This window comes from Paractinoplanes tereljensis (assembly GCF_016862435.1).
In the GTDB taxonomy this organism is placed as follows: Bacteria; Actinomycetota; Actinomycetes; order Mycobacteriales; family Micromonosporaceae; genus Actinoplanes; species Actinoplanes tereljensis.
Map to the genome: position 1 here is coordinate 22,289 of NZ_BOMY01000036.1, position 19,416 is coordinate 41,704.

15 protein-coding genes are annotated in these 19,416 nt (G+C 69.2%); 4 read left to right on the top strand and 11 right to left on the bottom strand.

The window, feature by feature from the left end; translation table 11 throughout:
* Positions 1-41 precede the first annotated feature (41 nt).
* A complete protein-coding gene (locus tag Ate02nite_RS27860) occupies positions 42-329 on the top strand; it encodes a hypothetical protein (protein ID WP_203810765.1) in 288 nt (95 codons plus the stop codon).
* On the opposite strand, the gene Ate02nite_RS27865 is transcribed toward Ate02nite_RS27860, so the two are convergent.
* The 7 genes from Ate02nite_RS27865 to Ate02nite_RS27895 are packed head-to-tail and all read right to left on the bottom strand — an operon-like array spanning position 307 to position 8,661.
* On the bottom strand, positions 307-2,580 hold the full coding sequence (locus tag Ate02nite_RS27865) for a beta-glucosidase family protein (protein ID WP_203810767.1): 2,274 nt from the start codon (positions 2,578-2,580) through the stop codon (positions 307-309). The genes Ate02nite_RS27860 and Ate02nite_RS27865 overlap by 23 nt on opposite strands.
* A gap of 10 nt (positions 2,581-2,590) precedes the next feature.
* Positions 2,591-3,589, bottom strand: coding sequence for an N-acetylglucosamine kinase (locus tag Ate02nite_RS27870; protein WP_203810769.1), 999 nt, complete (start codon positions 3,587-3,589; stop codon positions 2,591-2,593).
* A complete protein-coding gene (locus tag Ate02nite_RS27875; protein ID WP_239147747.1) occupies positions 3,586-4,893 on the bottom strand; it encodes a family 4 glycosyl hydrolase in 1,308 nt (435 codons plus the stop codon). Before Ate02nite_RS27875 ends, Ate02nite_RS27870 begins: the two co-directional genes overlap by 4 nt.
* On the bottom strand, positions 4,890-5,639 hold the full coding sequence (locus Ate02nite_RS27880) for a 6-phosphogluconolactonase (RefSeq protein WP_203810771.1): 750 nt from the start codon (positions 5,637-5,639) through the stop codon (positions 4,890-4,892). The genes Ate02nite_RS27875 and Ate02nite_RS27880 overlap by 4 nt, the downstream gene beginning before the upstream one ends.
* A gap of 4 nt (positions 5,640-5,643) precedes the next feature.
* On the bottom strand, positions 5,644-6,456 hold the full coding sequence (locus tag Ate02nite_RS27885) for a carbohydrate ABC transporter permease (protein ID WP_203810773.1): 813 nt from the start codon (positions 6,454-6,456) through the stop codon (positions 5,644-5,646).
* 2 nt (positions 6,457-6,458) lie between these two features.
* Positions 6,459-7,364 (bottom strand): carbohydrate ABC transporter permease, encoded by a 906-nt coding sequence (locus Ate02nite_RS27890; RefSeq protein WP_203810775.1) that lies wholly within the window; start codon positions 7,362-7,364, stop codon positions 6,459-6,461.
* 1 nt (position 7,365) lies between these two features.
* A complete protein-coding gene (locus Ate02nite_RS27895; protein ID WP_203810777.1) occupies positions 7,366-8,661 on the bottom strand; it encodes an ABC transporter substrate-binding protein in 1,296 nt (431 codons plus the stop codon).
* Between the two features lie 193 nt (positions 8,662-8,854).
* Here Ate02nite_RS27895 and Ate02nite_RS27900 point away from each other — a divergent pair, with 193 nt between their 5' ends.
* Together Ate02nite_RS27900 and Ate02nite_RS27905 are read left to right on the top strand one after the other, a co-directional pair.
* Entirely contained in the window at positions 8,855-9,571 is a 717-nt protein-coding gene (locus tag Ate02nite_RS27900; RefSeq protein WP_239147752.1) for a GntR family transcriptional regulator, read from the top strand.
* Positions 9,572-9,584: 13 nt separating this feature from the next.
* Positions 9,585-10,757, top strand: a complete 1,173-nt coding sequence (locus Ate02nite_RS27905) for a TetR/AcrR family transcriptional regulator (RefSeq protein ID WP_203810781.1) — start codon at positions 9,585-9,587, stop codon at positions 10,755-10,757.
* Here Ate02nite_RS27905 and Ate02nite_RS27910 read toward each other — a convergent pair.
* Entirely contained in the window at positions 10,754-11,905 is a 1,152-nt protein-coding gene (locus tag Ate02nite_RS27910) for an oxygenase MpaB family protein (RefSeq protein ID WP_239147748.1), read from the bottom strand. The two genes, Ate02nite_RS27905 and Ate02nite_RS27910, sit on opposite strands and share 4 nt — an antisense overlap.
* A 248-nt stretch (positions 11,906-12,153) precedes the next feature.
* Between Ate02nite_RS27910 and Ate02nite_RS27915 the strand changes: the two genes are divergently transcribed.
* Positions 12,154-16,095: an Ig-like domain-containing protein gene (locus Ate02nite_RS27915; protein WP_239147749.1), complete on the top strand. Its 3,942-nt coding sequence runs from the start codon at positions 12,154-12,156 to the stop codon at positions 16,093-16,095.
* Positions 16,096-16,144: 49 nt separating this feature from the next.
* On the opposite strand, the gene Ate02nite_RS27920 is transcribed toward Ate02nite_RS27915, so the two are convergent.
* The 3 genes from Ate02nite_RS27920 to Ate02nite_RS27930 are packed head-to-tail and all read right to left on the bottom strand — an operon-like array spanning position 16,145 to position 19,370.
* Positions 16,145-16,876: a biotin/lipoyl attachment domain-containing protein gene (locus Ate02nite_RS27920; protein ID WP_203810785.1), complete on the bottom strand. Its 732-nt coding sequence runs from the start codon at positions 16,874-16,876 to the stop codon at positions 16,145-16,147.
* Positions 16,873-18,549, bottom strand: coding sequence for a glycosyltransferase family 2 protein (locus Ate02nite_RS27925; protein WP_203810787.1), 1,677 nt, complete (start codon positions 18,547-18,549; stop codon positions 16,873-16,875). Before Ate02nite_RS27925 ends, Ate02nite_RS27920 begins: the two co-directional genes overlap by 4 nt.
* Complete coding sequence (locus Ate02nite_RS27930; RefSeq protein ID WP_239147750.1) at positions 18,546-19,370, bottom strand: glycoside hydrolase family 16 protein; 825 nt, start codon at positions 19,368-19,370, stop codon at positions 18,546-18,548. Before Ate02nite_RS27930 ends, Ate02nite_RS27925 begins: the two co-directional genes overlap by 4 nt.
* Positions 19,371-19,416 lie beyond the last annotated feature (46 nt).

Here is a 19,416-nt window from a genome sequence, read left to right on the forward strand (position 1 = left end):
GCAGATCCGCCGGCGGGCCGCCGACTGCCAGACTTTCCAGCATGGAGAGCTTGGAGAGCACGGAGAGCATGGAAAGCACAGCGACCGCCGGCGGCCTCGACACCCCCGCCCGGCAGACGCCGGTCTGGCTGCGGCGGGTGCTGATCGGGGCGTCCTGTGTGCCGCTTGCGATGCTCAGCGTGTTGCACACGATGGGGCGGTCGGAGGACTTCGGGGTGCTTGGGAAGTGGTATGTGATGGTGCCCCTGACCGTGGCCAGCCTCTTTGCCTGGGGGCTCATCGAGAAGACCGTTGAACGGACCGTTCCTAAGAGCGATAGCCCTGTGTGAAGCGGGAGCCGGCCAGGCCCAGCAGGTCCTCGTCCGGCACCAGGGGCGCGACGTCGGGGTCGTCGGGGAGGTTGATGGTGGTGCGCAGGCGGATGTCTCGGGACGAGGCGCCTACCTCGAGCACGAACTCGCCGCCTTCCAGGCGCCAGGCGCCGAATCGGCCGTCGCCGCGGTCGGTGGCTACGTCCCAGTAGGAGAAGTCGCGGCTTACCAGGTCGAAAGTGACTCGGGTGCTCTCGCCGGGCTGCAGGGCGACCTTCTCGAAACCGCGCAGCTCGCGCACCGGGCGGCGGACCGCGGCGTCGGGGTCGCCTACGTAGAGCTGGACTACCTCGCGGCCGGCGACCGCGCCGGTGTTCGTGACCGTGCAAGAGACCCGGGTGTCGCCGGAAACCTCCAGGTCCGAGTATTCGAACGTGGTGTAGGACAGGCCGTGGCCGAAGGGGTAGCGCACGGTGCGGCGCAGCGCGTCGTACCACCGGTAGCCGATGAAGACTCCCTCGCCGTAGAGGACCGTGCCGCGCTCCCCCGTCCAGGTCACGTAACCGGGGGTGTCCTCGGCCGCCAGCGGGAACGTCTCGCTGACCTTGCCGGACGGGTTCACCCGGCCCAGCAGCACGTCCACCACGGCGCCGGCGCCGGCCTGGCCGGGCAGCCACGCCTCGACGATGGCGTCGACCCGGTCGTGCCACGGGTCCATGGTTACCGCGGCGCCGTTGGACAGCACCACGACCAGCGCGGCGCCGGTGCGGTCGCGCAGGTCGGCCAGCCGCTCGATGAGCGCGACCTGGTCGGTGGGCAGCGCCAATGTGGTCCGGTCGTCGGCCTCCTGCTCGAAGGCCAGCGGCAGGCCCGCGAAGACGACGATCGTCGAGGCGTCCGCGGCCACGGTGACGGCGTCGTCGATCAGCTGGGTGGCTCGGGCCGAGAGCGGGCCGGCGGCTACTCGTTCGGCTGCCGCGGCCAGGCGCAGGGCGCGGGCCAGGGTGGCCGAGCGGCGGGCCGGGCCGGTGCCGTCGTCGACGAACTCGGCGTCGTGGGCGGCGAGGTAGGCATCCAGGTCGTCCTGGTAGGCGTCCTTCGGCGTGTGGACGTAGCCGGGGGCGTAAGCGACGTCGCCGAGCAGGTTGAGCGCGTTGTCGACGCGGGTGGGGTCCACCCCGGACGAGCCGCCGCCCTGGATCCGGGGATGGGCGGCGAACGCGCCGATGACCGCTACCCGGCCGTCGTCTGCCAGCGGCAGCACCGCGTTTTCGTTGCGCAGCAGGGTCACGCACCCGGCGGCGGCTTCCCGAGCCAAGGAGTGGTGCTCGTCGGCGCGCAGGAGGGCCAGCTGCTCGGCGGTCAGCCGGCGGCCGGGCGGCACTCCGAGGTCGATGACCGGGCCGTTGACCAGGTCGGGGCCGGGGTAGGTGCGGGCGACCAGGGTCAGCACCCGCCGGGCGGCCGCGTCCACGACACTCTCGGCCAGTTCGCCGGACTGCACGGCGGCCACGATCTCCGCGTCGGTCACCCCGCCGGTGCCGGGCATCTCCAGGTCGAGGCCGGCGACCAGGGCGCGGACCCGGTGGTGGACGGCGTTCCAGTCGGAGACGACCAATCCCTGGTAGCCCCACTCGTCGCGCAGCACGTCGGTCAGCAGCCAGCGGTTCTCCGAGGCGTGCACGCCGTGCAGGCGGTTGTAGGAGCACATCACGGTCCACGGGTCGGCGGTGGTGACGACCCGCTCGAACGCGGCCAGGTAGATCTCGCGGAGCGTACGTTCGTCGGCCTCGACCGAGATCCGGGTGCGTTCGATCTCCTGGTTGTTGGCGGCGAAATGCTTGAGCGAGGCACCCACGCCGGTTTCCTGCAGCCCGCGCACGTACGCGGCACCCAGCTCACCGGAGTGCATCGGGTCCTCGCCGAAGTACTCGAAGTTCCGCCCGCACAGCGGCGACCGCTTCATGTTGACGCCCGGCCCCAACACGACCTGGACGCCCTCGGCGCGGGCCTCCTCGCCGATCGCCCCGGCGACCCGGCGAACCAGGTCACGGTCCCAGGAGGCGCCCATCGCGGACGCGGTCGGGAACCCGGTGGCGGGCACCCACACCATGTCGACGCCGGTCTCCTTGCGCAGCCCGTGCGGGCCGTCGCCGACCTCGATGGCGGGAATGCCGAGCCGGTCGATGGTCTCGGTGTACCAGTCGTCGTGGCCGGAGAGCAGGGACGCCTTCTCCGCCAGGGTCAGCGCCGAGATGTCGAAGTTCATCGGGAGTCCTTCAGGTGGTGAGGAAGTCGTGCGGGTGCTCGTCGCGCACCCGGGTGAGCAGGTCGGGTCCGATGTCGAGGCCACCCTCGGCCAAGGCGTCGAGAACGACCCCGCTCAGCGGGGACGCGTCGGCGACGAAGACGCGCGCCGCCGGCGCGACCCGGCCCAACTCAAAAAACAGTGCGACCCGCATCGCGGGGTGCTCGGAGGTGGCGACCGACCCGTTGAGCAGCACCGGCAATTCACCGCTGGCCAGCTCGACGCCGACCCGCCGGGCACACCAATCGGCATAGCGCACGAATGCCGAGGCCTGCGTCTGGACGATGTCGCGGGCGACCGGGTCACCCGCCTCCGCCTCGGCCAGCACGAGCCGGGCGGCCTTCCAGAGGTCGGTCGCGGGTCGCGCCCCGAAGCGGCGGGTGAACTCGTGGCGCAGCTCCCAGCCGTCGGCGACCTCGTAGAACGAGCACATGGCGGCAGTCAGGGACGTGGGTGGACCGATGCCCATCCAGGCCTGGCAGACCGCGCGCACGGCGGCGTTGCCGAGCCCGCCGCCGCCGAGGTGGTCGAAGACGAAGAAGCCGGAGTGCTCCTCGCGCCCGTCCCGGGCCCGGGCGGCGACGGCGGGGCCGGTGCCGACGGTGATCGACACGGCCACGCCCGAGCCGTCGAGCAGCCGCAGCGAGGCGTACGCGTCGTTCTTGACGCTCAAACAGGTCAAGCCGGGAAAAGATGAACGCAGCTGGTCGTCCCAGAACACCGCGTCCTCCGGATAGTCGACGCCGGCGATCCGGAAAGCTGCCGAGGCGACGTCTCCCGCTGTGATTCCGGCGCCGGCCAACGCAGACGACACGGCACCGGAAACGGCTTCCAGAGCGGAAGGCACGCTAACCGCCCCGTACATGTCGCCGTTTCCGCCTCGGCCGCGACCAAGGACGGCGCCCTCACCGTCGGTCACGAGGGCGACCGTCTTGGAATTTCCGGCGTCGACCGCCAGATAGGCGGTCACTTGAGCAGGCGCTCCGGGAGGTACGCGCGGTGCGCGTAGGCCATCTCGTCGTAGAGCTCCTCGGCCACCGCCAGGGTGGGCACCATCGGGTTGGCGGCCAGCGCCCGGATCCCGTCGGCCCGGTTGCCCTGCCAGGCGGCGTCGGCCGCCAGGTACTGGAACTCGGCCAGCTGCTGGACCAGCCCGCGAACCGCATGCGGCAGCGGTTTCTGCGGCAGCGGGCGAACGCCCTGCCCGTCGACCGTGCACCACATCTCGACCACGACGTCGTCGTCGAAGCCGGGCAGCGCTCCCCCGACGTTCGGCAGGTTGACCGGCAGCTTGGCGCTGCGGTCGTTGTAGTACGCGCTCATCACGTCGATCGCGAGTTCGAGCTCGTGAATGCCACCCCGCGAGCGGGTCGGGTCCAGGGTCGGGACCTCGACCTGGGTCTGCTCCTCGTAGTGCTGCCAGTACCCGGGCAGCGCGGCCAGCAGGTCCTCGGCCCGGGTGGTGCGGGCGCCCTGCAGCTCGCGCAGCACCTCCTCGCGGAAGTAGTAGTACTGGAAGTAGTCGGCCGGCACCGAACGCATGGTGACCGCGAGCCGCAGCATCCGCTTGGCGTGCACGGAGAGTGTCGGGTCGTCCTTCCGGGCTTCCCAGGCCGCGTCGAGCAGCGGCATCAGGTCCTGGCCGTCGTAGGTGTGCTCGTAGGACCAGCAGTTGTGGTTGACCCCGGCCATCACGATGTTGGCGCGCGCCGGGTCGAGGCCGGCCGCCCGCAGCACGGTCTTCGGGAAGACGATGGGTCCCTCGCACATCGACCAGATCGTGCGGTCGGTGAATCGGGTGACCGCCTGGGACACGATGTTGACCGGGTTGGTGTAGTTGAAGATGACCGCGTTCGGTGCGACCGCGTCCAGGTCGCGGATGATGTCCTCGTAGATGTGGATCGAGCGCAGGGCCATGAAGAACCCGCCCGGTCCCTGGGTCTCCTGGCCGATCACGCCGTGCTTCAGGGGGATCCGCTCGTCGAGGGCGCGGGCGGCGAAGTCACCCGGGCGGAAGCTGGCGAGGACGGCGTCGGCGTCGGTCAGTGCGGCCCGCCGGTCGGTGGTCGACGAGATCTTGATGTCCAGGCCGTCGGCCGCCGCGATCTTCCGGGCGATCGTCTCCACCGCGTGCAGGCGGTCCGGGTTGACGTCCTGGATGACGATCTCGGAGCCGTCGAATTCCTTGCCGTGCGCCAGGATCGACGCCATGGTGCCGGCGCCACGAGACGACCCGCCGCCGATGTAGACGAGCTTGATGGATGCCACTGTCATTTCCCTTCAGATGCTGCGCGGTCGGCGATGAGCGTGGGGTTCTTGCATTCGACGACGATCGTGGCCGGCCAGTCCGATTCGTAGGCTTTAGCAGCTTTAATACGCTGAAAAGCCGAGTTTTTGTGCGAGCCGCTGACCATCATGATCACCTCGCGGGACAGCGCCGCGATGGTGTCGATGCCGACGGTCACCCCATGGGTGGGGACCATGTCGAGGCTGGTGAACGACGGGAACGTGCCCATGTTGTCGCGCCGGGTCGCCTCACCCAGCAAAGTGACGTGGGTGCGGGCGTCGCGCGGCGTACCGGGCTGGTTGAACGCGATGTGCCCGTCCCCCGCCCCGGTCGCCAGCAGGAACAGGTCGATCCCGCCGGCCGCCTCGATGGCCTCGTCGTAGCGTTCCGGCTCGGCCGGGTCGGGCGCCCAGATCTCGATCTCCTGCCCGAGCGGGGCGACGATCTCGCGCTGCGCGAAACCCAGGCACGAGTACGGCAGCGAGGGGTCCACCCGGCGCAGCCCGTCGGGCTCGACGTAGTCGTCCATCATGACGACGACCAGCCGGGACAGGTCCACGCCACGGGCGGCGTGCCGGGCCAGGGCCCGGTAGACCGGTGTCGGCGTACGGCCGCTGGGACAACCGAGCAGGAACGGCCGGCTGTCGATAGCGGCCAGGCGATCGAGGATCGTCGCGGCGACCGTTTCGCCGACCGCGTCGGCGTCCGGCAGGACGATGGGTTGAAGGGACACGACTTCACTCCTTGATCGCGCCGGCCAGCATTCCGGAGATGAATTTGCGCTGGAACACGACGTAGAGGGCGAGGACGGGCGCGGCGACGATCAGGCCGCCGGCGGCCATCAGGTTGATTTGGGTGACGTACTTGCCCTGGAAGACGCCGAGCGCGACGGTCGCCGTCTGGTTGTCCCCGTGCAGGAACACCAGGGACAGGAAGTAGTCGTTCCAGGTCCACATGAAGCTGAGCAGGATCAGCGTGTAGATGGCCGGCTTGGCCATCGGTGCGGCCATCGACCGCAGCATCCGCAGCGGTCCGGCGCCGTCCATCTCGGCCGATTCGAAGGCCGAGCGCGGAAGGGCGCGGAAGGCCGCGCGCATCCAGAAAACCCCGAAGGGTACGCCCATGCCGAGGTGAATCAGGATGATGCCGGGAATGGTGTTGGTCAGTCCGAACGATCGGAACTGGTAGTACAGCGGGACGATGATCGCCTCGAGCGAGATCATCATGCCGAGCAGCACGATCGGGAACAGCACCTTGTCGCCCACCACGCCCAGGACGCCGAAGGCGTACCCGCCGAGCAGTCCGAGCAGCACCTGCCCGGCCACCACGACCACCGCAATGATCATGGAGACCGCCATCGCCCGGGAGAAGTCGGCGTCGCGCCACGCGGTGGCGAAGTTCCCCCACGCGAAGTCGCCGACCCCGACCGGCTTGCCGGAGCGGTCCGGGCTGAGCGCGGACAGCAGGAACGACCCGATCGGGAAGAGCACGAGCAGCGCCAGAAACGTCAGGACGACGTAGTTCACGACACGTTCCGTCTTGGAGATCATCGTCAGTCCCTCTCCGAGATCCGGGTGATGACCACCGCGATGACCAGGCACATGGCCGCCATCACGACGCCGATCGCGGCCGCCAGCCCGACCTGCGGGTTCTGGAAGGCGGCCTTGTAGAGCGCGACCGCCGGGGTGAGGGTCGACGTCCCCGGACCGCCGTGGGTGGTGATCCAGACCAGGTCGAACGTGCGCAACGCGGCGGTGATGGTCAGCGTCAGCGCGACCGCCATCTGCCCACGAAGCCCGGGCAGGGTGACCGCGAAGAACTCGCGGACCGGGCCGGCGCCGTCCATCCGGGCCGCCTCGTACAGCTCGGGCGCGATGGCCGAGGTGCCGGAGATGAACAGCACCATGCAGAACCCGAAGGTCACCCAGGTGCCGATCAGCCCGAGGGCCGGCAGCGCCCAGGTGAAGTCGCCGAGCCAGGTCTTGGCGAACGAGTCGAGGCCGACCGCTCGCAGGGCCTGGTTGAGCGGACCGTCCGGGGCGTAGATCCGCTTGAAGACCAGGGCGATGACCACTGTCGTCATCACCTGCGGCAGGAAGAAGATCCAGCGGAAGACCGCCATGCCGGGCTGCTTCGCCCGGGTGAGCAACGCCGCCGACAACAGGCCGAGGGCGATGGGCAGAAGAGCAAAGAAGCCGATCAATACGAGTACGTGGCCGAAGGTCGACCGCAGCACCGGGTCGGTCACGAACGAGACGTAGTTGTCGAACCCCACCCAGGTCGACGCGGTGACGCCGTCCCATTTGAAGAAGGAGTACTGGAACGACTGCGCCAGCGGGACGAGCACGACCAGCGCGTACATGCCGAGCGGCAGGGCCGCGCAACCGAGGCCGACCCACCGCGTCCGGCGGCGCAACGAGCGGCGCCGGACGACGGTTTTGGTCGCGGAGGTGGACACGTCAGCTCTGCTGGGCGAGGAAGGCGTCGCGGTCCTTGTCGACGGCTTCGGTGAATTTGTCCGGGGTCATCTTGCCGGCCAGCACGAGCTGGAGGTTCGCGCCGATGGTGTCCAGCATGGTCGGGCTGGACCAGTCGAAGTAGGGGACGTAGCCGTCGTCGGAGTCGAGCTTGGCGGCGGCCGCCGACTCCCCGGTGAGGCTGAGCGACGAGGCCGGGGCCTTGGCGTCCGGCGACAGCGCCGGCACCAGACCACGGTCCACCGCGGCCTGACCGGTCTCGGCCGACATCATGTAGTCGAGGAAAGCGGCCGCGACGTCCGGGTGCTTGCTCTTGGCCGAGACCACCATGGCACCGGGCGCGGCACCCACGCCGACCGTTCCGCTACCACTGGCCTGCGGCAGCTGCACGTACCCGTAGTGGCCCTGCTGGGCGGCGTTCAGGCCGAGCGAGCCGGTGTACTCCCAGCGGAAGACACCCTTGCCGCCGACGTAGTTGGCGACCGCGGTCTGGTAGTCGATGCCCTGGTAGTTCTTCGGGTAGTAGCCCGCGTCGGCCCACTTCTTGACCAGCGTGATCGCCTCGGTCATCCCGACGTCGGCGGCCTTCACCGACGGGGTGTCGTAGATGTAGTCGTTGAGCTTCTTCTTGTCGGCCAGCAGCGCCTGCACGCCGAGCAGCACCGTGGTCGAGCTGTCCAGGCTGCCGTACTCGAAGGGCACCTCGCCGGCCGCCTTGGCCTTGGCCGCGGCCGCCTCGAGGTCGGCGAGCGAGGCGGGCGGGTTGATCCCGAGGCTCTTGAGCTTGTCGGCGTTGTAGTACAGACCGATCAGCGACGTACGCGCCATCGGGGTGGAGAACCAGGAACCCGAGCCCATCGTCTTGAAGTCGGTGCTGAACTGGTTCTGCCGGGCGATCGTGGTCGGGACCTTCTTGTCCCAGCCGTAGGCCTTGGCGTACGCGTCGAGGTTGACCACCAGGCCGCCCTTGGCCAGCGTGCCGAGCGACTGCCAGCCGTTGTTGGCGGTCGCGATGTCCGGCCCGCCGTCGTCCTGCAGCTGGAGGTTGAGGGTCGAGTTGAGCTGCCCCCAGTCCTCGGTCGTGCGGTCGATCGTGACGTTCGGGTACTTCTTCTGGAAGTCGGCGATGACCTGCTTGATCCACTCGCCTTCGGCGCCGCCCCAGAAGTCGGTGAACTTGAGGGTGACGGTGCCGGCCGCGGCGACATCGGTCGAGACGGTCGAGGGGGTTTCGGCCTTGTCGGTCGAGCCGCTGCCCGGCGAGCAGGCCGCCAGCATGCTGAAGATCAAACTCGCTGCGACTGCCCCGATTGCTTTATGAACGCGCATTTCACACTCCGTTGGGTCGCTTGGGCCGCGTCCGGAGGCCCGTGACTCAGGACACTAAGCGTTCCTATACCAGTTAGTCCAGTGCTGAACCACAAATCGCAACTGGTCCAACCATCGAGCTAACTGGTACTCTGCTGGCGTGATGACCGGTACCGCTTCGACGCAGGCCTATGAACAGCTGGCGCGCGACCTCACCGTGGGCCGCTATGCGCCCGGTTCCCGGCTGCCCGGCGAGCGAGAGCTGGCCACCCAACTCGGCGTCAGCCGGGCCACCCTGCGGCTCGCGCTCAGCCGGCTGGAGTCCGAGGGCATCCTGCAGCGTTCGGCCCAGCGCGGCTGGTTCGTGCCGACCCAGGTCATCGGCGAGCCGCCCAGCACGCTGCAGTCCTTCACCGAGATGGCCCGGGCCCGCGGCCTGCGCCCGACCGCCCGGGTGATCCGCCAGGAGGTTCGCCCGGCCGGCATGGACGAGGCGGCCAAGCTGCGCATCGCGCCGGCCTCCCCGGTGGTCGAGGTCGACCGGCTGCGCGGCATGGACGGCACCCCGGTCTGCTTCGACGTGGTCGTCGTCCCGGAAAACCGGGCCGCGGCGCTGGCCACCGCCGACCTCACCGACGTCTCGCTCTACGACGTGCTGCGCGAGCGCTGCGGCATCGAGGTGCATCGCAGCGCCTACACGCTGATGGCGGAGAGCGCCGACGCCGAGCTGGCCCGGCTGCTCGGCATCGCCGCCGGTGCGCCTGTGCTGGTCGGCGACGAGGTCGCCTACACCTCCGACGGCACCCCGGTGCTGATCGGCCACAACAAGTACCGCGGCGACGCGTACCGGTTCGAGGCGGACCTGTTCCGGCGCGCGTGATTGACTAGCGCCCATGGTCCTGCGCTCGCCCACCTCCGCGGCCGCGACCCGACCGCCCAACCGCAAGCAGCTGATCATCGAGGCGGCCGGCCAGGTGTTCAGCGAGCGGGGCTATCACGCGGCGTCGATGGAGGAGATCGCGGCCGGGGTGGGGATCAGCGCGGCCGCGCTCTACCGGCACTTCCCGAACAAGTACGCGCTGTTCGCCGCGTGCGCCGACCTGATGGTGGACCGGCTGGTCGGGGCGCTCGACGAGGCACCGCCCGACGCCGCCCTGCCCGACATGCTGGCCGCGCTGGTCCGGGTCACCGTCGCGCACCGCGCGTCCGGTGGGCTGTACCGGTGGGAGGCCCGCTACCTCGAGCGCGCCGACCGCCGGCAACTGCGGACGAAATTCGCGCAGGTGGTGGACCGGGTGGCCGAGAAGGTGCGGCAGGAATACCCGCTGGGCGGCGAGCATCTGCGGGCGGTGGCCGCGCTCGGTGCGATCGGCTCGATCACCATGCACCACACCTCGATCGCCCAGCGCCGCATCGAGGACCTACTGCTGTCCTCGGCCCTGCGGATGGTCGCCACCGATCCGGGCGCGGCGGCCGGCAGCGCGCGCCTGGTCGAGCTGCCGGCCCTGCCGGTGCCGCGCACCCGGCGGGCCGAGATCCTGGCCGCGGCCATCCCGCTGTTCGCCCGGGACGGGTTCGCCAACGTCACCAACGGGCAGATCGCGCAGGCGGTCGGGCTCGCCCCGTCGGCGATCTACCGGCACTACCCCGGCAAGGTCGACATCCTGGTGGCCGCCTGTCTGCAAGCCGCCGGGCTGCTGGCCCAGGCGGTGGACCGCAGCCTCGATCAGGCCGCCGACCCGCGCCAGGCGGTGGTCGCGCTGACCGCCGCGTACGTGGCCTACAGCTTCGAGCACAACGCGCTCAACAGCGTGGCCGAGGCCGAGATCCGGGGTTTGCCGGCCGACCGGCAGCGGCCGCTGATGCTCGCCCAGCGGGAGCACATCGCGGTCTGGGAACAGCAGTTGCGGCTGGCCCGGCCCGACCTCGACCCGCGCGGCGCCCGGCTGCTGGTGCACGCCGGCTTTGGTGTGGTGGTCGAGGCCGGGCGCGCTCTGCGCTGGCAGAACACCCCCGGCCACCGGGACACCGTCACCGCCCTGGTCACCAGCGCCCTGACTGTCTAGGCGGCCCGGTTCCCGGTCGGAATGGTGATCGGGGTGTAGCTGGGCGAGGTGCCGTTGTTCAGGAACAGCATCGCCAGGCCGCGGACGAACTGGTCGAACATCGAGAACGTGGTCGGCATGATCGGCGACAAGCCCTCGCGGAACGCGACGTAGGTCGGCCAGCCGAGCTCGATCACGCTGCGCGAGATCAGGTCGCGGGGCAGCTTCAGCCAGTCGCCGACCTTGTCGCTGAGCAGGTACCGGGCGAACTCGCGCTGGAAACCCTTGGTGACGCCCAGATCGACCTGCGCCACCAGTCCGAGCAGGACGTCGGCCAGGTTGATGCCCTCCGGGGTGGGCGCCATGATCGGGGTCAGCACGTAGGCCGACTGCTGTTTCGCGGCGGCCCAGCTGGCTGGGATGAAGTCGTCGCGCACACCCAGCAGGTGCAGCGCGACCTGCCACTGGTGCAGGAACGCGTCCTCCTCGGCGGCCGAGATCTTGATGCCCCAGGCCTTCAGCTTGCCGAACACGAAGGTGCCGAGGCTGTGGAAGGTGACCAGGATGTCGCCGTTGCTGATCGGGATGAAGTCCTGATCGTTGGTGACCGCTCGCCACTGCGGGGACTGCGGCAGCAGGTGACGCACGGCGGCGTGGGTCAGCCGGGTCTTGTTCGAGGTGACCACGAAATGCCCGGTCGGCAGGAACGCGTCGAGGGCGGCCAGGTCGTACCCGTACGTAAAGGTTTTGGCGGCTCTTGATTGCATTTCGGCGCCGCCGGCCGACCAGTAGACGTTGCGGGCCTCGCGCGGGATGACCGTGCTCATGATGCCGCTGCCCAGACCGTAGAGCAGGAAAAGGTACATGCTCATCCGCTTGTTGAACTGGGCGGCGCGGGCCAGTTTGGCCGGATCGGCCCAGGACGGCAGGGTGTTGACCTGCTGGAGGTAGGCGGCGAGGTTGGCGGGCAGTCCGGCCGGCAGCGGATCGCCGTTGTTGACCCACGCGGCGAACGCGGTGTTGACGGCCGGGATCTGGCCGTTTTCGAGCAGCGAGGCGACCAGCGGGTCGGTGGCGTCGTCCCAGACGGACCAGGGGTCGGTGATGGTGTCGGTGGCGGCGATCGAGTTGGCGGAGGACCAGGCCCAGGCCTTGGTGGGGTCCGCCACGGTCGCCAGACCCAGTGCGGCACCGAGTGTGAGGACACGCCGTCGGTTGAGATTTTGCATTCGCTTACCTACTTCCTGGTGGGCCGGAAGCCTGTTGAGCAGGTGTCGATGCGGAAACAGCTATGTGATTTCTCATTAACATAGTCGTACAGATATCGACGAGCAAGAGTCCCTTGCATGATCATCTGCAACAGCTGTGCAGTCCATATGAAACACCTGGGAAACGACTGATCTTTAGCGTCCCCGGCGTGTTCAACCTTTCCGTACGGGCTACAGCTCTCTCCGTGATCGCCGCCGTGGCGGTTCCGGTCGCGCTGGCCACGCCCGCGGCAGCGGCCGCCACCGTTGTCACCACCGCAACAACGTCGACAACGTCGTCGGCTCTGCCTGACCCCACCGCCCGCGGAACCTACGGGTACAAGGTCATCGAAGAAGCCAAGTTCGGCCTGGCCACCATCCAGGAACCCAACTCCGACGGCACCGCCCCGACGGCCGGCACGGCCGCGGCCGCCGAGACTGTCGAAATTCGCGGTCAGCTCTACATGCCCGACTTCAGCAAGCGGAAGACCCCGTCGCCGGTGATCGTCCTGGTGCACGGCAACCACGGCTCGTGCGACTCCGGTCAGGACTCCACGACCGCGTCCTGCGCTCAGTTCAAGCACAACGAGGACGGCTACGCCTACCTCGCCGAGAACCTGGCGACCTGGGGATACACCACCTTCTCCATCTCCCAGGACCAGCTGATGATGCGGCAGGACGGCAACAAGGGCAAAGGCATGCACAGCCGCCGTACGCTCATCGCCGCCACCCTGGACGCCATCACCGCGGCCAGCAAGGCCAAGGGTCTGCCGGTCGACGCGCACACCACCATCGGCACCACGCTCTCCGGTCACCTCGACCTGACCCGGATCGGCCTGATGGGACACTCGCGCGGCGGTGACGCGGTCACCAGCTTCCTGGCCTACAACAAGATCCGGACCGACGGCCCGCGCTACCCGATCAGCGGCGTCATCTCGCTCGCACCGGTCGACTACGAGCGCAAGGCGCCGTCCGACCTGCCGTACATGACGATCCTGCCGATGTGTGACGGTGACGTCTCCAACCTGCAGGGCGCGCGGTTCTTCGAGCGCAGCCAGTACACCGACCCGGACAACCCGTTCCCCAGCATCCAGGTGGAACACCTCGGCGCGATCCACAACTGGTACAACACCGTGTGGTACGCCGACGGCGGTGCGGACGGGCAGGCCAACAACGACGCGGCCTGCGGTAACTCGGCCCCGTTCGCGAACACCAACGTGCACCCGAACAACCTGCGGCTCAGCGGGGCGGCCAGCTACACCGACCCGGCCCAGAACTACGCGATCGACAACTCCGACCCGCTGAACCCGGCGGTCAACACCAAGATCTCCGGGGACGCGGCGCGGATGGGCGACCAGGAGAAGCTCGGCCTGGCCACGATGGCCGCCTTCTTCCGCCGGTACATCGGTGGTGAGGGTGCGTTCGAGGCGTACCTGACCGGTGAGCTGTCGAACACCGCGAGCGGCCTGCAGGTGCCCGCATCGGCCTGCCCGACCAGCGAGTCCGGCACCCGGATCCCGTGCAACGAGCGGGTCAACACCACGTACTTCGCCGGAGCCGAGGAGCGGGTCGACGTGATCCGCCCCGAGGTGCAGAACCCGCTGACCACGAACGCGCTCGGTGGCTCGCTGAGCGGGAGCGGTTTTGCCGACCCGTACGCCCAAGCGGCCGGTGTGACGCCGAAGCCGGCGGCGACCGCGCAGGGTTTTGACTGGTGCAACCCGGAGCCCGGGGAATTCGCGCCGGCCCAGCTCGGAAAGACCGGGCTGCCGACCGCGGCCAAGCAGTGCCCGCTGCCGGCGGCTACCGCGCTCGGCGGCCAGAACGCGGTCCGGGAGAACAGCCCGATCAACCAGTCCTACGGCCGGCAGCTCGCGCTGGCCTGGGACGCGACCTCGACCGCGAAGCTCACCGCCCAGATCCCGGCGGCGTCCTCGGACGTCAGTGGGCTCGACGCGCTGTCGCTGAGCGCCGCGGTCAACTTCTTCGACACCCGCAACCCGGGCGCCGACAACCGCGGTGACAACACCAAGACCGGGACCACCGAGGCTCCGATCTGGGCGAACGAGAAGCCCACGTCGTACGACCCGACGTCGACGACGCAGAACTTCGTGATCGCATTGACCGACGCGTCGGGGCACGAGGCCACGGTGGACGCCGGCGACCCGCGCTGGGGCAACGCCCTGCACATGTCGACCGGCACCAACACGCCGAACACGCACATCGTCCTGGACCAGATCCGGGTGCCGCTGAGCGAGTTCACCAAGCAGGGCTTGAACACCTCTGCCGTTTCGAAGATCGAGTTCCGCTTCGGCGAAGGTGCCATGCCGAAGTCCGGCTCGATCCAGGTGGCGGACGTGCGCTTCCAGGAGGCCAAGTCCGGCAAGCAGATCATGTCGGACGGGGTCACCAAGGCGAACGGTGCCGGTTACGGCCGCTACGCCTCGGGCGGGCCGACGCCGGCCGCACTCCTGCCGACGACGAACACCGTGCAGCTCGCCGACACCGGCAACGTCTGGACCGTCGACGACGACAAGCAACAGTGTCCGAACGCGCAGTTCAGCAAGATCCAGCAGGCGGTCGACTACGCGTCACCGTGGGACACCATCGTGGTCTGCGCCGGCACCTACCAGGAGTCGTCGACGCCGGTCAACGCAGCCGCCAACCCGGTTCAAACAGGTGCGAAGAACGGCCTGACCATCAACAAGCCCCTGAAGATCAAGGGCGCCGGTGCCGACAAGGTGACCATCGAGCCCGACCAGTCGCTGGCCACCCTGGCCGGAGACACCCCGTACCTGCGGGACGGCGGCGGCAACGTGATCACGGTGTCCCGGCAGTCGCTCGGTTCCACCGACACCAACGAGATGTTCGTCGACATCTCCGGCGTCACGGTGACCTCGGGCAACGTCTGGGCCGAGGCCGGCATCGCGTACTTCGGGGCGGCCGGCCGGGTTTCCGAGTCGGTCGTCGGGCCGCTGAAGGTCGCGGCTACCGACGAGGAGAAGGCCGCACACCCGCACGGCTGGGGCATCGTCAAGACCGGGCTGATCCAGGGCGCCAGCGCCTCGACCGTGCAGACCGAGCTCACCGTCGCCGACAGCGTCGTCACCGGGTACCAGTCCGGCGGCATCCTGTTCGACGGTGCCCGCGGCAAGGACGGCGCCGCCGACAACACGGTGCGGACCGGCATCATCCAGCACGGTTACGTGACGGACACCGTGGTCAAGGGTGTCTCGACGGCCGTCGGTGTGAAGTACACGAGCGGTTTCGACGGGTTCGTGGACGACAGCCGGATCACCGGGAACGCGACCGGCATCCTGCTGGCCGATTCCGGCACGGTGACCGCGTCCGGCGACATCATCACCGGCAACGGGTACGCGGCGTACAACGCCGGGGCCGACGGCACGACCGAGCGGGACGGGGCGCCGTTCACCATCTCGCGCAGTTACTTCGGTACCGGCAAGCCGCCGGTGTCGGCCACGGTCATCGTGTCCAAGCCGCTGTCCTCGGCGCCGAAGTCGGTGCCCGCGTCGGTCGGCCGGGTGGTCGACAAGGACCCGACCGCCGAGGTGGCCGACCCGGCCTCCGGGGCGAAACTGACCGTCGGCACCGCCGTCACCCCGCTGATCCGCGGCACCGACGACTTCGGCATCGCCTCGGCGACGTTGCTGGTCAACGGCAGCAAGGTCGGCACGTCGACGACCACGCCGTACGGCTTCAGCTGGACCCCTTCGTTGAAGGAGGCCGGCAAGAAGGTCACCTTCCAGGCGCTCGTCGTCGACTCGTCCGGGAACAAGACCTGGTCGAAGACGGTGACCGCCACGGTGGCCCCGGTGCCCACGGTGACCGTCACGAAGGTCAGCACGGACGCCAAGTCCGGCACGGCCGCCGTGACCATCGCGGTGAACATGCCCGGCACGATCACCCTGTCCGGCGACAAGGTGCTCACGGTGACCAAGAAGGTGGGCGGGGCGTGCTCGTCCACGCTGACCGTCACGGTCGCCCCGGCCTACCAGGAGATCCTGAAGAAGACCGGGAAGCTGGACGTGGACCTGACGGTCGCGTTCGAGGGTGCGACCCAGTCCCTGAAGGTGACCCTCGTCAAGAAGTAAGCAAACCCCAGCGCCGGGCGGACAACACTGTCCGCCCGGCGCGGGGCCGTCACCGCAGGGCAACCAGTTTCGGGCCCGCGGGGCCGGTACGGGTGTCGACCGCGCCGGTGAAGCGCATCCCCGGCACCAGGTCACGCACCTCGGTGGCGCTGGCCGGCAGCAGCACCATCCGTAGGAATCCGGGAGCCGCACCGGCCTCGTCGGCGCCGGTGACCCGGGGCACGATCCGCTGGACGGTCGCCTTGACCGTGCGGTCGAGCCCCTTGGCCTCGAGCTTGGCGACCATTCCCGCACTCAACTCGGGCAGATCCGCCACCGGCACATCGGTGATGAAGGTCAGTTCGGCCGGGTCGTACAGCTCCACGAACGGCTGTCCCGGTTGCAGGGTGCTGCCCATGGTGACCGGCTGGTCGACGACGATGCCGTCCCGCGGGGCGACCAGGGTCAGCTTCTTCAGAACCGGCTCACCGTCGGAATCGGTCGTGGTCACCTCGACCACGCCGAGCTTGGCACCCGCCTTGACCACCTGCTCGGCCCGCACCGAGACCTCGGTGACCTGGCCCGGCCGGGGCGTCTCGACCGGGATCGGCTGTGCGGTCAAGGTGACCGTCCCGAGGTCGACGAGGGCCGCGTCGGTCTTCCGGATGGCGGTCAGCCGGACGAAGACCACCACGGCGGCGGCCACCATGAACAGCACGATCAGCCGGGCCCGCCATCGGCCCGGCGGCTTCCGGGGTTTTTGCGGCGTGACGGGCGCCTCGGTGACGGCCGATTGGGTCATGACGACTCCCCTCTGCGGGTGTGGACGATGGGCTCGCCGGCGGCGTCGGCCATGGCGGAGCCGATCAACTCATCGGACTCCTCCCAGCGGGCCGGCCAGGGCAGCGCCCGGGCCAGCAGGGCACCGGCCTTGCGCCGTTCCAGCCGCTCCTTGATGACCCGGGGCGCGATCACCGCTTCGGCGATGATCCGGCCCAGGACGAGGACGTAGATGGAGGCCCAGGCGATGGACAGCCCGACCGCCGCCACGTCGGTGCCGAGAAGTGGCAGCGTGCTGATCCCGACCGCGATGGCCAGCGCGTTCAGCAGGAACAGGGCGACGTGCGGCAGGACGAGCTGAACCCCGGGCAGCCCGGTCGCGCCGGAGTTGGTGACCGTCCACTTGACGTGCCGCTTGAAGATCGCCATGACCAGGGCCCGCACGTGGATCGGCGCCGCGCCGATGCTGGTGACGATCGCCGAGAGCTTGAAGCCGCCCAGCTGGACAATTGTCACGATCATGATGAGGACGTAGAACGGCGCGTAGTGCACGAGCCAGGTGCTCATGTCCGCCCGGATCGGGCTCAACCCGAAAAGCAGGTACACCGCCGGGAGACACATCAGGATCAGGGCCGCCAGCGACAGCAGGTAGTTGATGCCGGCCAGCAGGTACTGGAAGCGCTGGTCGATGGTCAGCACGCTGCGCCGCAGCAGACCACCGCGCAACATCACCTCGAATGCCCCGTACGCCCATCGGAACTGCTGTTTGAAATAGGGCAGGAGGCTGTCCGGCGCGAGACCACGGGCCAGCACCTCCGGCACGAAGAACGAGCGCCAGCCGCGGCGGTGCAGCTCGATCGAGGTCCAGATGTCCTCCGAGTTGCTGGCCGTGTGCATGCCGACGATCTCGCGCAGTGCCGTCCGCCGGAAGATGACGTTGGTGCCCACGCAGAAGACCGCGTTGAAGTGATTGCGGCCGGGCAGGACGAGCTCGTAGAAGATCCGCTGGGACTCGGCCGACCCCTGGGCCACCAGGCCCTTCGCGCTCGGGAAGGCCTGCGGCGTCTGCACGAACGCCACCTTCTCGTCCTGCATGTGCGGCAGCGCGCGCAACAGGAAATCCGGGCTGGGCACGTGGTCGGCGTCCAGGATGACCACGAACTCGCCATCGGTACGGCGTAACGCCGCGTTGATGTTGCCGGCCTTGGCGTACACGTGCTCGGTGCGGCGCAGATAGCCGACCTTCTCGGCGAAGCAGGCGTCCCGCAGCGCGTCGCTGTTGCCGTCGTCCAGGACCCAGGTCTTGTGCGCCGCCCGCATGTCCCGGGCCGCCCGCACGGTGACCAGAACGATCTCGAGCGGCTCGCCGTAGACGGTGATGAACACGTCGATCGAGGGCGCCAGGGCTCCGGTGGTCAGCCGGCGCCGCCACGCGTAGACCTCCGGTGGGTCCGGATGCTGGGTGTGCGCCAGCACGGTCCACCACATCGCCAGCGCGTTGAGGATCGTGATGCCCTCGGCGAACAGGACCAGCCCCCAGATCCAGGTGTTCCCCCGGTACGCCGGGTTCAACAGGAAGATCATGTAGAACACCGTCACGCACAGGGCGACGAACACCACGAACCGGGTCGATCGCTGGATGGGCTGCCAGGACAGCTCCTTGACGGGCCCGATCCGGGCCGGAATGAGACTCATCGGCTGCTGCTCCTCACCGAGCTCGTGTAAACGGCGACCCGGTCCACCAGAAGAGGCACCCCGGGCTTCGTCGCGGCGGTGGCGCCGCCGCCGAACGCGTTCGGGAAGGCGCCTCCGATGGCGACGTTGAGGATCACGAAGAAGCCGTGCTGGTTGGCCTGCTCCCAGGTCGCGGCGTCGACCCGGTCGGCCTTGACGGTGAAGGTGTTCTTGTCGTCGACGTACCAGCGCAGCTCTTCCGGGGTGACGCCACGGTCGAACTCCAGGGCGTAGGTGTGGAATTCGCTGCGGCAGCCCGCACATGCCTGCTCACCACTGCCGATGCCGGTCGGCTCCCCGCAGGGACCGCCGACCGGCTCGCCGCAGTGCAACGTCTGCCACACCGAGTCGTGGCCGTTGGCCGCCTCCATCACGTCCCACTCGCCGACGTGCGGCCAGTTCGCCGAGCCCACCGGCCGGGCGGGCGCGCCGAGAGCCCAGAACGCCGCCCAGTACCCGGCCGCCTCCGCACCGGTGACGTCGGGCTGGCGCAGGACGGCCTCGATGCGAAGCTTCCCGCCCGGCGGCGCGGCGAAATCGGTACGCCGGGTCTCCACCCGGCCGGAAGTCCAGCTACCCACACCCGCACCGGTGCGCAGCGGCACGATCGCGAGATGGCCGTCGCCGTCGAGCCGGACGTTCTCGGTCCGGTCGGTCATGACCTCGATCTCGCCGGTCCCCCACCCGGCCGCGCCGCCGGGGTAGCCGGTGCCGGTGGCATGCAGCCAGTTCGCGGCGGACGGCGCGCTGCCGGCCGGACCGGCGAAATCGTCACTCCACACAGGCGTCCACCCGGGAGCCCCGGCCGGCGCCTCAGGCGTCGTGCAC

What these genes read in the sequence shown, in the direction of transcription:
- Ate02nite_RS27860 (WP_203810765.1), top strand. Translation starts at nt 42, where the DNA reads ATGGAGAGCTTGGAGAGCACGGAGAGCATGGAAAGCACAGCGACCGCC.
- Ate02nite_RS27865 (WP_203810767.1), bottom strand. Translation starts at nt 2,580, where the DNA reads ATGAACTTCGACATCTCGGCGCTGACCCTGGCGGAGAAGGCGTCCCTG.
- Ate02nite_RS27875 (WP_239147747.1), bottom strand. Translation starts at nt 4,893, where the DNA reads ATGACAGTGGCATCCATCAAGCTCGTCTACATCGGCGGCGGGTCGTCT.
- Ate02nite_RS27885 (WP_203810773.1), bottom strand. Translation starts at nt 6,456, where the DNA reads ATGATCTCCAAGACGGAACGTGTCGTGAACTACGTCGTCCTGACGTTT.
- Ate02nite_RS27895 (WP_203810777.1), bottom strand. Translation starts at nt 8,661, where the DNA reads ATGCTGGCGGCCTGCTCGCCGGGCAGCGGCTCGACCGACAAGGCCGAA.
- Ate02nite_RS27900 (WP_239147752.1), top strand. Translation starts at nt 8,855, where the DNA reads ATGACCGGTACCGCTTCGACGCAGGCCTATGAACAGCTGGCGCGCGAC.
- Ate02nite_RS27905 (WP_203810781.1), top strand. Translation starts at nt 9,585, where the DNA reads ATGGTCCTGCGCTCGCCCACCTCCGCGGCCGCGACCCGACCGCCCAAC.
- Ate02nite_RS27920 (WP_203810785.1), bottom strand. Translation starts at nt 16,876, where the DNA reads ATGACCCAATCGGCCGTCACCGAGGCGCCCGTCACGCCGCAAAAACCC.
- Ate02nite_RS27925 (WP_203810787.1), bottom strand. Translation starts at nt 18,549, where the DNA reads ATGAGTCTCATTCCGGCCCGGATCGGGCCCGTCAAGGAGCTGTCCTGG.